Source organism: Salinibacterium sp. PAMC 21357, assembly GCF_000247645.1.
Classification (GTDB): Bacteria; Actinomycetota; Actinomycetes; order Actinomycetales; family Microbacteriaceae; genus Rhodoglobus.
This window is the reverse complement of the sequence record NZ_AHWA01000005.1, coordinates 52927-67211: the sequence shown is the minus strand read 5'-3', so window position 1 is coordinate 67211 and position 14285 is coordinate 52927. Positions and strand designations below refer to the sequence as shown.

Sequence of the window (14285 nt, the reverse complement as noted above, 5' to 3'; positions counted from 1 at the left end):
CCCCAACCACGCTTTCGAGCGATGGTGGAGAGCTAGTCGCTCACCGATGTCTACGCGGATGCGCAGGAATCTAATTCGGGGATGCGACGGGTGAAGTGCAACCGGGATGCTACGACTACGCCGTAGCTTCTACCTGGTGCTCATTCACTGTAGCACCTTTGAAGTCCACAGCTAAGAGGAGACATTCCCAAGGCGTGGCGGAGTGTTCTTGCACGAGAGCCGCCGCTTCAAGACGCCTCGCCGGGTCATCGGCCAAGACAAGAACTGAAGGCCCCGCCCCAGAAACAACAGCGGCATGACCGTGCGAACGCAGCATCCGGATCAGTTCTGTTGTTTGCGGCATCGCTGCAGCACGGTAGTCCTGATGGAGGCGATCGCCCGTGGCTTCAAGGAGCACTTCAGGGCTCTGGGTAAGTGCCGCAATGAGAAGCGCGGCCCGCGACACGTTGTAGACCGCGTCGGCGTAGGGCACGGCATCCGGCTGCAAACTGCGAGCGTGCGCTGTGGAGACCCGAAAGTCCGGAACCAGAACGAGAGGTGACACTCCACGGTGCACCATCAACTTCTTGGCCTGCGGCCCCGAGTCGGTGGTCCACGCGATAGTGAGCCCGCCCAGGAGGGCAGGTGCGACGTTATCGGGGTGGCCCTCAAGCTCGGTTGCGAGCACAAGGAGAGTAGCGGCATCCATCTCAACGATGCCCGCAAGCAGCCCCTTGGCCGCCATGACACCGGAGACGATTGCTGCCGCCGAAGACCCGAGACCTCCACCGTGCGGGATGACGTTGGTCGCCGCTACGTGCAGCGCCGGCATCGTCTGCCCGAAATGGGTGAAGCAGTGCTGAATCGCTTGAATGACCAGATTTGATTCGTCGGTGGCGACGATTCCCGCGCCGACGCCAGTGACGTCAATAGTGACACCGGAACCCTCGACCGCGGTGACGACGAGCTCGTCATAGTGGGAGAGCGCAAGCCCGAGAGTGTCAAAGCCCGGGCCAAGGTTGGCCGAGGTCGCCGGCACACGCACGACGACACTACGACCGACCAGCGAGGTCATGCCTTAGCCAACCCCAGCACGCTGGCAACTTCTGCCGTGTCAACCGGCACAACCTGAGGAGTGATGTCGTCGCCGCTGGCGGTTTTGAGGGCCCACTGCGGGTCTTTCAAACCGTGGCCAGTGACAGTGAGTACCACAGTTGAGCCGCGAGGAATCTGGCCGGCTTCGGCACGTTCCAACAAACCGGCGACGCTGATGGCGGATGCCGGCTCAACGAAGATGCCGACCTCAGCCGACAAAATGCGCTGGGCTTCCAGAATCTTGGCGTCGCTGATGGCACCGAAGTAGCCGTTGGAGACCTTGTGCGCTTCGGTAGCGAACTCCCACGACGCGGGGTTACCGATACGGATGGCGCTGGCAATCGTCTCAGGGTGCTTGACGATTTCTCCGCGCACGATTGGCGCGCTGCCCTCAGCTTGGAAACCAAACATGCGGGGCAGTTTGGTGGTGGCCGAGCGGGCGAGTTCTTCACTGTAACCGCGGAAGTATGCCGTGTAGTTTCCGGCATTGCCGACGGGCACAATGTGGAAGTCAGGAGCATCGCCCAGAACTTCAACAACCTCGAACGCGGCCGTCTTCTGGCCCTCGATACGGTCAGGGTTGACCGAGTTCACGAGGTGCACCGGGTAGTTTGCGGCGAGGTCGCGCGCGATATCGAGGCAGTCATCGAAGTTGCCCTGCACCTGAATGAGTTCACCGTTGTGAGCGATGGCTTGGCTGAGCTTTCCCATAGCAATCTTGCCTTCGGGAACGAGAACAGCGGCAGTGATACCGGCGTGAGCAGCGTAGGCCGCCGCAGAAGCAGAAGTGTTACCGGTCGACGCACAAATGACAGCCTTAGCGCCGTGCTCGACAGCCTTCGAAATTGCCATCGTCATGCCGCGGTCCTTGAACGAACCCGTCGGGTTCATCCCCTCGAACTTGACCCAGACGTGGGCGCCGGTGCGTGCCGAAAGAGCCGGGGCAGGAAGCAGCGGAGTTCCGCCCTCTCCCAAAGTGATAATCGGCGTCGCATCAGAGATGTTCAGACGATCGGCGTACTCATGAAGAACGCCTCGCCACTGCCGGTTCTTGATTTCACTATTCACTGGTTAAAGCCCCTCAACTCTCAAAACGGACACAACTTCACGCACGACCGAACTCTCGGCGAGCGCTGCCACCGTTGCAGCAAGCGACTCATCGGTCGCCTCATGCGTCACAGTAATAAGGGTAGCGCTCGGCACACCCTCTGTTACGGCACCGACAGTCTGGTTGACCGCCTCGACCGAGACCTTATGGTCGCTAAAAACGGCGGCGATCGTGGCAAGCACACCCGGCTCATCCACGACAGTCAAAGTGATCTGGTAGCGCGTCATTACGCTCGAAATCGGCAAGATCGGAAGGTTAGCGTGAGTCGACTCCGCGACTCCAGGACCCCCGATGACATGACGGCGAGCAGCCGAAACAACATCACCGAGAACGGCCGATGCCGTTTCAAGCCCACCGGCACCGGCACCGTAGAACATGAGGCTGCCAGCAGCCTCAGCCTCCACGAAGACAGCATTGTTGGCACCATGCACGGCGGCAAGCGGGTGAGTCAGCGGGACGAGCGCAGGATGCACACGGGTACTGACGCCATCGACGCCGGTTGCGGCATCCACGACACGTTCGCAAATGGCGAGAAGCTTGACGACATAGCCAGCCTTGCGGGCAGCAACCACTTGCTCGGCGGTGACACTCGTGATGCCTTCGCGGTGCACCGTGTCGAGCGGCACACGCGTGTGGAAGGCCAGGCTCGACAGAAGCGAAGCTTTTTGCGCGGCGTCATACCCTCCGATGTCAGCCGTAGGGTCAGCTTCGGCATACCCCAGGCGAGTTGCCTCAGCGAGAGCATCGTCAAAACTGTCGCCCGTGGCATCCATACGGTCAAGAATGTAGTTGGTGGTGCCATTGACGATTCCGAGGATGCGCTGCACCCGGTCACCGGCAAGGCTGTCGCGCAGCGGGCGAATGATCGGGATCGCGCCAGCAACGGCAGCTTCGTAATAGAGCTGGGCGCCAACTTGCGCGGCCTCTTCGAAGAGTTCGGCACCGTGATGTGCGAGCAGCGCTTTGTTGGCCGTAATGACATCAGCGCCGGAGTGCAACGCCTTGAGGATCCAGGTGCGCGCAGGCTCAAGCCCACCGATCAGTTCGATGACAATATCGGCGCCAACGATGAGCGACTCTGCATCGGTCGTCAGAAGTTCTTTCGGGATGTCGGTGTCGCGCGGTGCGTCAAGATCGCGGACGGCAACCCCGACGACTTCGAGACCGGCACCGGCTCGGGCAGCGAGTTCGTCAGCGTGCTCGAGCAACAGAGCGGTGACCTGTGAACCGACACTTCCTCCGCCCAGAACTGCGACGCGAAGGTTGCGGTATTCGATCATTCAGAGTCTCCCGATGGTGTAATTCCTGCGTCGCGGCTGAGTAAGTCTTCTTCGGTTTCGCCGCGCACAATAATGCGGGCTTTACCCTCGAGCACGGCCACAACCGGCGGTCGTGCAAGGTAGTTGTAGTTGTTCGACATCGCCCAGCCATAAGCACCCGTTGCCGGCACTGCGATGATGTCGCCCGGCTCAACGTCACCGGGCAAGTACTCGGCACGAACCACGATGTCGCCAGCCTCGCAGTGTTTACCCGCAATGCGGGCGAGCGTGGGGTCAGCATCAGAAACGCGATTGGCGATACGAGCCGAATAATCGGCACCATACAACGCTGGACGAATGTTGTCGCTCATACCGCCATCAACACTGACGTACTTGCGAACCGCTTCACCATCGACGAGCACATCCTTAATCGTGCCCACCGTATACAACGTCGTCGTCGACGGCCCGATGATGGAACGACCAGGCTCAATCGCGATGCGCGGAACCTCAATGCCCAGACGTGAACACTCCGACTCAACAATCGACGCCAGCGACTCCGCAAGTTCAGCAACCGGCAATGCCTCATCTGCCGACGTATACGCAATACCGAAACCGCCACCCAAATTGAGTTCCGGTACCGGCGCTGCGGCAGACAACCGCGCGTGCAACTCAAGCAAACGTTGCGCCGCCTCAGCGAAACCCGCAGTATCAAAAATCTGCGAACCAATATGCGAATGGATGCCCACAAAATCCAACGACGAATGGGTGCGGATTTGAGCTACCACCGCCTCAGCATCCGACAGCGGAATCCCAAACTTCTGGTCCTCCCGCGCCGTCGCCAAATATTCGTGGGTAGATGCATGAACCCCGCTATTGATGCGTAAACGCACCGGCTGGGTTCGGCCGTGCCGTGACGCGGCTTCAGCAACCCGACCGATTTCGACGACACTGTCGATAACGATGGGGCCGATGCCCGCGCGCACGGCACGGTCGATCTCGGAAAGACTCTTGTTGTTGCCGTGGAATCCCAGTCGCGACGCATCAACGCCGGCCGCGAGCGCAACCGCCATCTCGCCAGCGGACGCAACATCGATATTGAGGCCAGCAGCCGTCATCCACCGGGCAACTTCGGTGCAGAGAAACGCTTTGCCCGCGTAGTACACCTTGACGCTGGAACCGATGCGAGCGAACGCGCTATCAAACGCGCCCTTGATTTCGGTGGCGCGAGCAATCGCATCCGCCTCATCGATCACATAGACGGGAGTGCCAAAGTCGCGAACAAGTTGAGTGGCCGTAACGCCGGCAATCGCTAGTTCGCCGGTTTCTGTGCGCGCAGCATTATGCGACCAGACGGTCGACGGCAAAGAGTTGGCTTCGGCAGGAGCGGTAAGCCACTCGGGCGCCAGCGGATTCGCGAACACAGTCGCACCTCACAGAGATGTAGACGGAAAACGGCGGATTGTGTCCGCCCAGGCGTTGGGGATGGTGACCACTCTAACGGCAGTCTCGGCTAGCGTTGAATCGCGTTACTGCTCAGGGCAGACGCCGTATTGCTGCCACTGGTCATCACCAAGCGCGATGTCGTCGGCGCTGAGGTCGATGACCAGCTCAGAAGCATCAACGGCAACCGAATCGATCGTGAGCGCGGCAGGCATTGACGACGCTACACAGAATTTTTGTGAACTGAGCAAATTGCCGGCGAGCCCAGAAACCAGCGGATTATCGCGCAAATCGGCCACAGAAATCTGTTGATCACCCAGAAGCACCGATTGCGGTTCAAACGCGATGGAATCCCCTGCAGCAACCGGAAGAAGGTCTACCGCGACGGGAAGACTAATGAAGAGGAGCCGGAAAGTCGTCGAGACGCGAATAGCCGAGTCTTGCAGCTCAATCGAGTCGAGTTCAATTCCGCTGAGCGTAGTGGCGAGCTTGTCGATCTCTGCACCAGGCACAGCAACGCGCATCGAGAAGGTCTCCAGAGGCTTCGAGGGCGAAAGCGGCACCTCGGTTGCGACAATGTGAGCGGATGCTTCGAGCCCATTGACCTCGACGCGATCGAGATCGATCGTGACAACATCAATTCCCCCGGTGAGTGCTTGCCACACCAGTGAGCCAGAGCCGAGATCTACGGCAATGCCGTCCGCTGAGTCAATGCCGAGCGAGGAAACAATCTCATCGCGCACCAGATTCTCTGCAGCCGCGCGACCAACCGTCTCGACAAGAACAACGCCGACAATCAGAATCACAGCGATGATTCCGCCAGCGATCCACCAGCCTTTACCGCTCCGGCGCTTTTTAGTCGGGGCACTTTCCGGCGTCGTTCCGCCGCCGAGAACGAGTTCAACCGTGGGTTGCGCCCCCAAGTCAAGAGTCGGCTGTGTGCCATCATCGGGGCTTACGTCATCGCGGCGCGCGTCGTCGACCATGAACCTACATCCGTTCCGGAGCGCTAACCCCGAGCATCCACAGGCTATTGCGCAGTACCTGGCCCACAGCATCGTTTACCCAGAGGCGCGTGCGGTGAACGTCGGTCACTTCTTCGTCGTTCATCGGAGTAACGCGGCACTGGTCGTACCAGCGGTGGTAGCTGCCAGCGAGTTCTTCGGCGAAGCGCGCAATGCGATGAGGTTCACGAAGTTCGGCGGCCTGAGCCACGATCCGCGGGAACTCAGCGAGTACACCCAGCAGGATGCTCTCCGTTTCGTTCGTGAGCAGCGAGGCATCGAAGACGCTGCGATCCACTCCCGACTCCCCCGCATTGCGAGCAACGCTGTGAGTGCGGGCGTGCGCGTACTGAACGTAGAACACAGGGTTGTCATTGGTGCGCTTCTGCAGAATCTCGGGGTCGAGGTTGAGGGGCGAATCGGAGGGGTAGCGGCCGAGCGAGTAGCGCAGCGCATCCGTTCCGAGCCATTCGCGCAGGTCGTCGAGCTCAATGATGTTACCGGCACGCTTCGACAGTCGAGCACCGTTGATGCTGACGAGCTGTCCGATGAGCACCTCAATGTCTTTGTTGGGGTCGTCACCGGCCGCGCCCGCGAGCGCCTTGAGACGGTGAACATAGCCGTGGTGGTCGGCGCCGAGCAGGTAGATCTTGTGGGCGTAGCCACGGTCGCCCTTGCTCAGGTAGTAGGCAGCATCAGCAGCGAAGTAGGTGTAGACGCCGTTACCGCGCTTGATGACGCGGTCTTTGTCGTCGCCGAAGTCTGTCGTCTTGACCCACACCGCGTCGTCAATGTCGGCGACGTGCCCCTGAGCCCGCAAGCGCTCAACGGCGGTATCGATAGCGCTTTGGCCGTCGTCCATCACCGCGTGAAGGTCACGCTCGCTGAACCACACGTCGAAGTGCACGTTGAACGCCGCGAGCGACTTCTTGATCTCACCCAGCTGAAGTTCGTAGCCCCGCTCGCGAGCGACCGCAATGGCCTCATCGTGCTCAAGTTCGAGGATCTCGGGGTTCGAGGCAAGCACGCGCTGAGCTAGCTCGGCAACGTAGGCACCCGGGTAACCGTTCTCGGGCGTCGGTTCGCCTTTGGCCGAGGCCAGAATCGACGCACCGAAGTTGTCCATCTGGTTGCCGGCATCATTGATGTAGAACTCGCTCACGAGCTCGGCACCGGCGGTCTTCAAAATTCTGGCTAGCGAATCGCCGAGCGCCGCCCACCGAGTGTGGCCAATGTGCAGCGGACCAGTGGGGTTGGCGGACACGAATTCCAGGTTGATGGTTTGGCCGGCGAGCGAATCGTTACTGCCGTAGGCATCGCCCTGCTCGACAATGGTTTTGGCGAGTGCGCCAGCGGCTGCAGCATCCAGCGTGATGTTGATGAAGCCTGGGCCGGCAACATCCACTGCGGAGATGCCGTCAATGGCACGTACCTGTTCGGCGATCTCGTTGGCAAGCTCACGCGGGTTCGCCCCTAACGGCTTCGCCAGTTTCATAGCGACATTGGATGCCCAATCACCGTGATCGCGGTTGCGCGGTCGTTCTAACACCAGATCGTTCACGGTCAGGCCCAGATCGGGCGTGCCGCGGTTCGCCGCAATGCGGGTAACAACGGAAAGCAGGGTGGAAGAAAGATCAGCAGGATTCACCCCTTAAGAGTACTGGGTGGTCGCCGCCGTTCTGTTCGGAGTTCACGACACTGCCGGGTCACTGCACCGCATTGTCTGCAGAGGTCGCGAGAATAGAACTATGGCTCTTCGACTTCGCGTTATTCCGGCAGTAATCGCACTCAGCGCGTCTGCTCTACTGCTGACTGCCTGCGTGCCAACAGAATCTGAGCCGACTAGCCCAACGTCGACGCGCACGAGTGCGCCGTCGAGCACTCCTTCTGATTCCTCGACCCCTGAGCCATCGAGTTCAGCCTCAAGCGACCCGGAGGCCACCGCCGTTAATCTGGCCTGCACCGACTTGATCACTCCGCAGGCGATGTATGACTTCAACCCCAACTTCTTGCTCCTGAACAGCTTCACCCCTGCGGCAGGATCGCCAGCGGCTACGGCGCTCGCCTCGAAAGGCGTCGCGTGCCGTTGGGAGAACTCGACCAGTGGTGTCACCATCGATGTCTCGGTGGCTCAACCATCCCCCGCAAACGTCGATAGTTTGAAATCGAAAGCTGGCGGAAAAGCGGCAGGGTTCGACGGCTACTTTGCCGTGAGCGGTGACACTGGAACGGCACAAGTATTCGACGGCGCCTACTGGGCAACGCTGAGCTCGCAAGCATTCTTCGAGGCTGGCGACGTTGTCGAACTCGCCGCCGATGTTCGCGCCGCTCTGGAGTAAGGCGCGACTCCTCTAATCGAGGAGAATCGCTAGCGGAACCTGGGGACGCTAAATCTAGGGAAGCTGAACCGGCGACTGATGGTCATCAGTCGGCAACACGTCAGCTGTTGCCGTAATCACCAAGTTCTTAAGAAACAGATCAGCCCAATGGTTCGTCAGGAAGGCCGTGTCGGCCGCATCCCGGCCGGTGGCGATACGCACGAGAGACTGGCGCGGGGCTAGCCCGGTGGAGTCAACAATCCACCAAGCACCATCAACATACGCTTCAGCGACGGCATGGAAATCCATCGGGCTGAGCCCAGGAGCATAAACCGAAACATAGCGAGCCGGCACATCTTTCGCCCGCAACATAGCAATCGTCAGGTGCGCATAATCGCGACACACACCCCGCCGTGTGAGCAACGAATGTGAAGCGCCATCTGTCGCTTGAGAAATTCCCGGCGTGTAACGCATACTCTTCGAAACCCAGTCACGCACGGCCTGCAGCAACTCGTGCCCGGTCTGCGTTGGGAAGAGAGAGCGGGCACTCGGTGTGAGCACGTCCGACTCGCAATAGCGGCTCGGACGCAAGTATTCAACCCGGTCGATCTCGTTGAGGGGTGCAGCCGCTGCAGTTGCCTCCACGGTGGCGGCGTAGTCCACCACTAGACGCCCCGGGCCCGCGATCAGCGTGTGCAGGCGGGTTCCGCGCGCATCGACGAGCTCTTTCGGGTGTTGGGCTACGCCATCCAACACAAAATCCACGGACTCGGATGTCGTAGGCCAGTGTGCAGACACCGCAATACTAAAGACCATTTCGGTGCGACCACGAAGGTCAAGTTCTTGGTGGGATGTAACGGTGCGCAGCATCCTCCGATAATGTCACGACTAGCTGAAGTGGACATCAGAACATCGTGCTAAATGTTGGGGCGATTGCTTGCTAAGCTAGCCTCCTTGCCTTCGTAGCTCAGGGGATAGAGCGCCGGTTTCCGGTACCGTAGGTCGGGGGTTCGATTCCCTCCGGGGGCACTTTTATTTATCCGCGGCGCACCTCTATGGCTGCGCCGTGGATCCGCGTTCGATCAGGGTAAAGCCGATTTCGATATCACGGCGTTGAGTATTTTCTCCGCAGGTGAGTTCGAAAATTGCTTCGCCAATGTGCTGTGTCGACAGTCGCGCTGTGGTCAGTCCGTCAGAAATGACATCTGCAACAGAAATATCGTCGAAGCCGGTAAGCGAGATGTCGGTCGGTATCGTGACGCCCAGGGCACGCAGCTCGCTGAAGGCTCCGACCGCCATAACATCACTGAGCGCCACGATCGCGGTGATGTCCCGGCGCCTCGGGCCTGCGACCAGCGTGTCGCCGTAGAGCTCGCGCACGCCTTCGGCTCCGCCCTCGCGGCTAAACGCATGCTGACTTATGTGAACCATGCGGGAACCGAGAACCTCGGTGAGGCCGCGCATTCGGTCGCCTACGGCGTTCAGTTGTTCCGGGCCCGAGAGAACGGCAATCTTGGAGTGGCCGAGGGCTACGAGGTGTTCGGCGATTGCTCGCCCGGCTCCGATATTGTCAGGAAGCACGGCGCTCGCGTCGAGCGCGTGGCGGCCCACGACCGCGATCCGTCCGCCTGATTGTTCGTAGGCTGCTAGTTCTTTGCCGGTCGCGATTTCGGTAGCGGGGTCTGAATAGCCCGACCCTGCGAGAACTATGGCGCCGACTCGGTACGACCTAAAAATCTTGATCTGGGCCAACACATCTTCGGGAGTGACCGCGTGAGCAATTTGTACTGATCGTGAATCGTCTGCCGCAACAGCTATGAGGCTGCTTGCAATTTCAGCGAAATACGGGTCAGCGATGTTGGTCAGAACGAGGCCTATGGATGACGCGAGTCCCCCGGCTAGCGACCGAGCGTTCATATTCGTCACGTAGCCCATGTCTGCGGCAATCCCGCGAACGCGTTCCGCTAGCGCGGGACTCACACCAGACGTGTTGGTGAGGGAGCGTGAAACTGTGGCTAACGACACTCCCGCCCGTGCTGCGACGTCGGAAAGCCTGATCGGCAACCCTGCTTCTGGCATGTTTCGCCCTTTCTGCTTGCGCATCCCTTACCAAGCACTATAGGTTAACGTAAGCGCTTTCGTAAGCGCTTACGTTGCCGCATTTGCTCGGCATTCCCAGAGAAGAGGATGACCTTGACCACTCGAACCGTGCGAATAATCGCCAATGGAATCACCGGCCGAATGGGCTACCGCCAACATCTGGTTCGGTCGCTACTCGCCATCCGCGCCGATGGCGGTGTTCTCCTGCCCAATGGCGACCGTATTCAAGTGGAACCGATCTTGGTCGGCCGCAACCTCGAAAAAATTGCCGAGCTCGCCAAGCTGCATGACGTAGCTGAATACACGACAGACCTCGATGCGGCTCTCGCAGACCCGACCGCAACAATCTATTTCGATGCTGCGCTCACCAGCGCTCGCAAGCAGGGCATCCTCAAAGCGGTTGCCGCCGGAAAACACGTTTACACCGAAAAACCCATTGCCGAATCTGTCGAGGATGGTTTCGACCTCGCTCGCGCCGCCCAAGAAGCGGGTGTCATCAACGGCGTCGTGCACGACAAGCTCTACCTACCAGGGCTCGTCAAGCTCAAGCGCCTCATCGATTCTGGATTCTTTGGGCGAGTGCTGAGCATTCGTGGCGAGTTCGGCTACTGGGTTTTCGAAGGCGACCTGATCCCCGCGCAACGCCCCAGCTGGAATTACCGCGCAGAAGACGGCGGGGGCATGACTCTCGACATGTACTGCCACTGGAATTACGTTCTCGAAAACCTCTTCGGCAAGGTCAATGCCGTTACGAGCAAATCAGTCACCCACATTCCCGACCGCTGGGATGAACAAGGCAATCACTACGTCGCGACCGCCGACGATGCCGCGTACGGAATCTTCGAACTTGAGGGTGACATCATCGCGCAGATCAATTCCAGTTGGGCTGTACGAGTCGACCGTGGCGAACTTGTTGAGTTTCAGGTTGACGGCACGCACGGATCAGCCGTCGCGGGGCTTTTCGAATGCCGAATTCAGCCGCGAGAAGTAACCCCGAAACCCGTTTGGAACCCTGATCTGAGAACCGACCAGGACTTCCGCTCACAATGGACCAGCGTTCCCGAGAACCAAATTTTCGACAACGGCTTCCGCTCTCAGTGGGAAGAGTTCATCAAGGACGTCGATGCTGGGCGCCCCCACGCTTACGACTTCATGGCTGGAGTGCGGGGCCTTCAGCTAGTCGAGGCTGGGCTCACGTCATCAGCTGAAGGGCGCCGCGTCGAGATTGCCTCGGCCGCCGCGACCGGTGAGGCCGCACGGGCATGAGAGCCAGAGAACGAATGATCCTGCCAACCGCGACCGGATCAAAAGAAATAGAGCTCGCTGCGGCGCGCAAGTGGAGCCAGCACCCGCAGGCATACTCGTCGCGAATCGCCTTTGCCGCAGCCCACGTGATTGCCGATCCGCGCGCTGAAAACGTGCCAGGGGCGCCTGCCGTCATCGATTGGGATTCAACGCTCGCCTTTCGTCGAGGCCTGTTTGAGTACGGCCTCGGCGTTGCCGAAGCCATGGATACCGCCCAGCGGAACATGGGACTCGACTGGAACGCCGCGCAAGAGTTGATCTCCAGAAGTGCAGCGCAGGCCGCCGAATTTGGCGCACGCATCGCCAGCGGTGCCGGAACTGACCACCTCACCTCGGCCACAACTCTGACCGACGTCACAAACGGCTACCTCGAGCAGGTCGCCTTCGTGGAATCAACGGGCTCGCAGGTCATCGTGATGGCATCGCGTCATCTCGCCGCTCTCGGCGCCACGGCGGAGGACTATCTCACGCTGTACGACACCATCCTGTCGCAGGTCACCTCGCCGGTGATTTTGCACTGGCTTGGCGAAGTGTTCGACCCGCAGCTCGCTGGTTATTGGGGATCAACCGATATCGAGACCGCTACCGACACGTTCGTAGAACTCGTTTCTACTCACGCCGACAAGATCGACGGCGTGAAAGTTTCTCTGCTCTCCGCTGAGCACGAAATCGGGTTGCGAGCGCGATTGCCACTCGGCGTTCGCATGTATACGGGAGATGACTTTAACTATCCCGAATTGATCCGCGGTGACGGCACCCATCACAGCGACGCACTACTCGGAGCATTCGCGGCGATCGCTCCAGCAGCAAGCGCTGCGCTAGCAGCACTCGACAGAGGTGACTCAGAAGGATACGCCCGGGAGATGGAACCCACGCTGGCGCTATCACGCCACATCTTCGCCACCCCCACGTTCAACTACAAGACCGGAATAGCCTTTCTGTCGTGGTTGAACGGCTATCAACCCGGATTTGTCATGGTTGGTGGGATGCAATCGGCGCGCAGCATTGTGCACTTCTCAGAACTCTTCGACCTTGCAAACACTGCACAACTTCTGCTCGACCCTGAACTTGCCGCTCACCGTTTTAGCGGTCTCCTCGATGTGTCTGGAGTATCAGTATGACGACACCGGCCGCGGCATCCAGTCCACAAGAACAACCGATGAATGGCGGCACGTCCGCTCCCTCTCGGCTCTCGCTGAATCAAGCGACAATCAAATATGCCGATTTGACAGAAGCACTCGCGGTCACCTCGCGGGCCAGCATCACCAGCATCGGCACGTGGCGTGAGCCCGTGCAGAATGTCGGGCTTCCTGAGGCCGTGAAGATGATCGAGGGCTCAGGATTGCGAGTATCGAGTCACTGCCGGGGCGGATTCTTCACCACTGAAGAAGGCCCCATCCGACGTGCGTCGATGGAAGACAACAAAGTCGCCCTCGACGAGGCCGCAGCCCTAGGTGCGCCTGCCCTTGTTCTTGTCGCGGGCGGACTCCCCGAAGGCTCACGCGACTTAGTCGGCGCTCGCGAACGCGTACGCGACGCGATCGGAGAGCTTGCGCCTTACGCAAAGTCCGCGGGAGTAACACTGGCCATTGAGCCGCTGCACCCGATGTACGTGAGTGATCGTGCTGTTATCTCCACACTGGGCCAAGCGCTCGACATCGCCGAGCAGTTTGACATCGAATCCGTCGGCGTGGTTGTCGACTCTTTTCACGTGTGGTGGGATCCAACGCTGTTCGACCAGATCGCTCGCGCTGGTGCCAGAATCGCTTCCTATCAGGTGTGCGATTGGGTCACCCCGCTCGCTTCAGACGTTCTCCTCTCTCGAGGAATGATGGGCGACGGACACATCGACTTTGGCCCGCTCACCACGGCGGTAGCGAATGCAGGCTACGTCGGCGATATCGAAGTCGAAATCTTCAACCAAGCGGTGTGGGACACGCCCTATGACGAGGTCGCTCGGCGGGTTGTCGAAACGTTTGCGCAATACGTCGCGGAGTAGGCGTTACCCCCAAAAAACGCCGCGCCCCATGCCTCACCGTTCGCTATTAGTGAGGTTGCCTACGCCGAAACCCCAGCGTGACTACGGGCACAATGACGAGGCCGGATGCGGCAAGCAGTGCGATCCACTCCCCGGTAGCGAAGCTCGCCCACAGTCCAACCGCGAGAACGGCGACGCTGTAGATAGCTGCAAGAGCCCAAATCAAGCGTGACGACGAGGCAGCCTGAGATTTTGTCATACAGTGAGGCTAAAGGGCCTGACGCTACATCTCAATGAAAATGAATAACCTGCCGGATCTACTCAGTTAGGAGACCACGCAACAGGCCTCGGCGCCGGCATCCGTGCTCGTCGCAACCGACGCGAGCATCTTGACTGGCTCAGCGAATGCTTCGCAGCAGAGCTCGTAGACGTTGGAGCGGCCGCGGGGCGTTACGGTCACGAGACCGTTTTCGCGCAGGGGCGCCAAGTGGTGGCTGACTAAGGTTTGGCTGAGCCCCGTGGCATCCGTCAGCTCTCGCACTGTGTGAGCGCGCTCAGTCAGAATCAGCACCAACTGCAGCCGATTGGGGTCGCCGAGCGCGCGTAGTAGTGGTGCCAAACTTTGGGCCCGTTCGGCTGTGGCTGACCAAGTGGGCTTCTGAATTGTCAGAAGATCGACGCGTTCGTTCATAACTATGA

Annotated in this window: 14 protein-coding genes and 1 tRNA gene; 5 read left to right on the top strand and 10 right to left on the bottom strand. The window is 59.9% G+C overall.

Translation table 11 applies throughout. The features are described 5' to 3' along the window. Nucleotides 1-115: 115 nt before the first annotated feature. The 6 genes from thrB to argS form a co-directional block, all read right to left on the bottom strand. A complete protein-coding gene (thrB, locus tag ON14_RS10605) occupies nucleotides 116-1054 on the bottom strand; it encodes a homoserine kinase (protein WP_010205073.1) in 939 nt (312 codons plus the stop codon). Further along, nucleotides 1051-2142 (bottom strand): threonine synthase, encoded by a 1092-nt coding sequence (gene thrC / locus ON14_RS10600; protein WP_010205072.1) that lies wholly within the window; start codon nucleotides 2140-2142, stop codon nucleotides 1051-1053. The genes thrB and thrC overlap by 4 nt, the downstream gene beginning before the upstream one ends. A 3-nt stretch (nucleotides 2143-2145) precedes the next feature. Further along, nucleotides 2146-3462: a homoserine dehydrogenase gene (locus tag ON14_RS10595; protein ID WP_010205071.1), complete on the bottom strand. Its 1317-nt coding sequence runs from the start codon at nucleotides 3460-3462 to the stop codon at nucleotides 2146-2148. Further along, a complete protein-coding gene (lysA, locus tag ON14_RS10590) occupies nucleotides 3459-4862 on the bottom strand; it encodes a diaminopimelate decarboxylase (RefSeq protein WP_010205070.1) in 1404 nt (467 codons plus the stop codon). The genes ON14_RS10595 and lysA overlap by 4 nt, the downstream gene beginning before the upstream one ends. Before the next feature lie 105 nt (nucleotides 4863-4967). Further along, on the bottom strand, nucleotides 4968-5867 hold the full coding sequence (locus ON14_RS10585; protein WP_010205069.1) for an LmeA family phospholipid-binding protein: 900 nt from the start codon (nucleotides 5865-5867) through the stop codon (nucleotides 4968-4970). A 4-nt stretch (nucleotides 5868-5871) separates the two neighbouring features. Then, nucleotides 5872-7533, bottom strand: a complete 1662-nt coding sequence (gene argS / locus ON14_RS10580; RefSeq protein WP_010205068.1) for an arginine--tRNA ligase — start codon at nucleotides 7531-7533, stop codon at nucleotides 5872-5874. Nucleotides 7534-7633: 100 nt separating this feature from the next. On the opposite strand from argS, the gene ON14_RS10575 reads away from it, so the two are divergent. After that, complete coding sequence (locus tag ON14_RS10575) at nucleotides 7634-8224, top strand: hypothetical protein (RefSeq protein ID WP_010205067.1); 591 nt, start codon at nucleotides 7634-7636, stop codon at nucleotides 8222-8224. 54 nt (nucleotides 8225-8278) lie between these two features. On the opposite strand, the gene ON14_RS10570 is transcribed toward ON14_RS10575, so the two are convergent. After that, nucleotides 8279-9073, bottom strand: coding sequence for a transglutaminase-like domain-containing protein (locus ON14_RS10570; protein WP_010205066.1), 795 nt, complete (start codon nucleotides 9071-9073; stop codon nucleotides 8279-8281). A gap of 86 nt (nucleotides 9074-9159) precedes the next feature. On the opposite strand from ON14_RS10570, the gene ON14_RS10565 reads away from it, so the two are divergent. Continuing rightward, nucleotides 9160-9232, top strand: a tRNA-Arg gene (locus tag ON14_RS10565). A gap of 24 nt (nucleotides 9233-9256) precedes the next feature. On the opposite strand, the gene ON14_RS10560 is transcribed toward ON14_RS10565, so the two are convergent. Continuing rightward, on the bottom strand, nucleotides 9257-10306 hold the full coding sequence (locus ON14_RS10560; protein WP_081503557.1) for a LacI family DNA-binding transcriptional regulator: 1050 nt from the start codon (nucleotides 10304-10306) through the stop codon (nucleotides 9257-9259). An 84-nt stretch (nucleotides 10307-10390) separates the two neighbouring features. Between ON14_RS10560 and ON14_RS10555 the strand changes: the two genes are divergently transcribed. The 3 genes from ON14_RS10555 to ON14_RS10545 are packed head-to-tail and all read left to right on the top strand — an operon-like array spanning nucleotide 10391 to nucleotide 13607. Next, entirely contained in the window at nucleotides 10391-11569 is a 1179-nt protein-coding gene (locus ON14_RS10555) for a Gfo/Idh/MocA family protein (RefSeq protein WP_010205064.1), read from the top strand. Nucleotides 11570-11583: 14 nt separating this feature from the next. Continuing rightward, a complete protein-coding gene (locus tag ON14_RS10550; protein WP_010205063.1) occupies nucleotides 11584-12729 on the top strand; it encodes a dihydrodipicolinate synthase family protein in 1146 nt (381 codons plus the stop codon). Further along, entirely contained in the window at nucleotides 12726-13607 is an 882-nt protein-coding gene (locus ON14_RS10545; RefSeq protein WP_010205062.1) for a sugar phosphate isomerase/epimerase family protein, read from the top strand. Before ON14_RS10550 ends, ON14_RS10545 begins: the two co-directional genes overlap by 4 nt. 46 nt (nucleotides 13608-13653) lie before the next feature. On the opposite strand, the gene ON14_RS10540 is transcribed toward ON14_RS10545, so the two are convergent. Both ON14_RS10540 and ON14_RS10535 read right to left on the bottom strand, forming a co-directional pair. After that, nucleotides 13654-13845 carry a hypothetical protein gene (locus tag ON14_RS10540; protein ID WP_010205061.1) on the bottom strand — a complete coding sequence of 64 codons (192 nt, stop codon included), beginning with the start codon at nucleotides 13843-13845 and terminating at the stop codon, nucleotides 13654-13656. Between the two features lie 66 nt (nucleotides 13846-13911). Next, the gene (locus ON14_RS10535) at nucleotides 13912-14277 is read right to left on the bottom strand and encodes an ArsR/SmtB family transcription factor (protein ID WP_010205060.1); all 366 of its coding nucleotides are present in this window, start codon (nucleotides 14275-14277) and stop codon (nucleotides 13912-13914) included. Nucleotides 14278-14285: the final 8 nt, after the last annotated feature.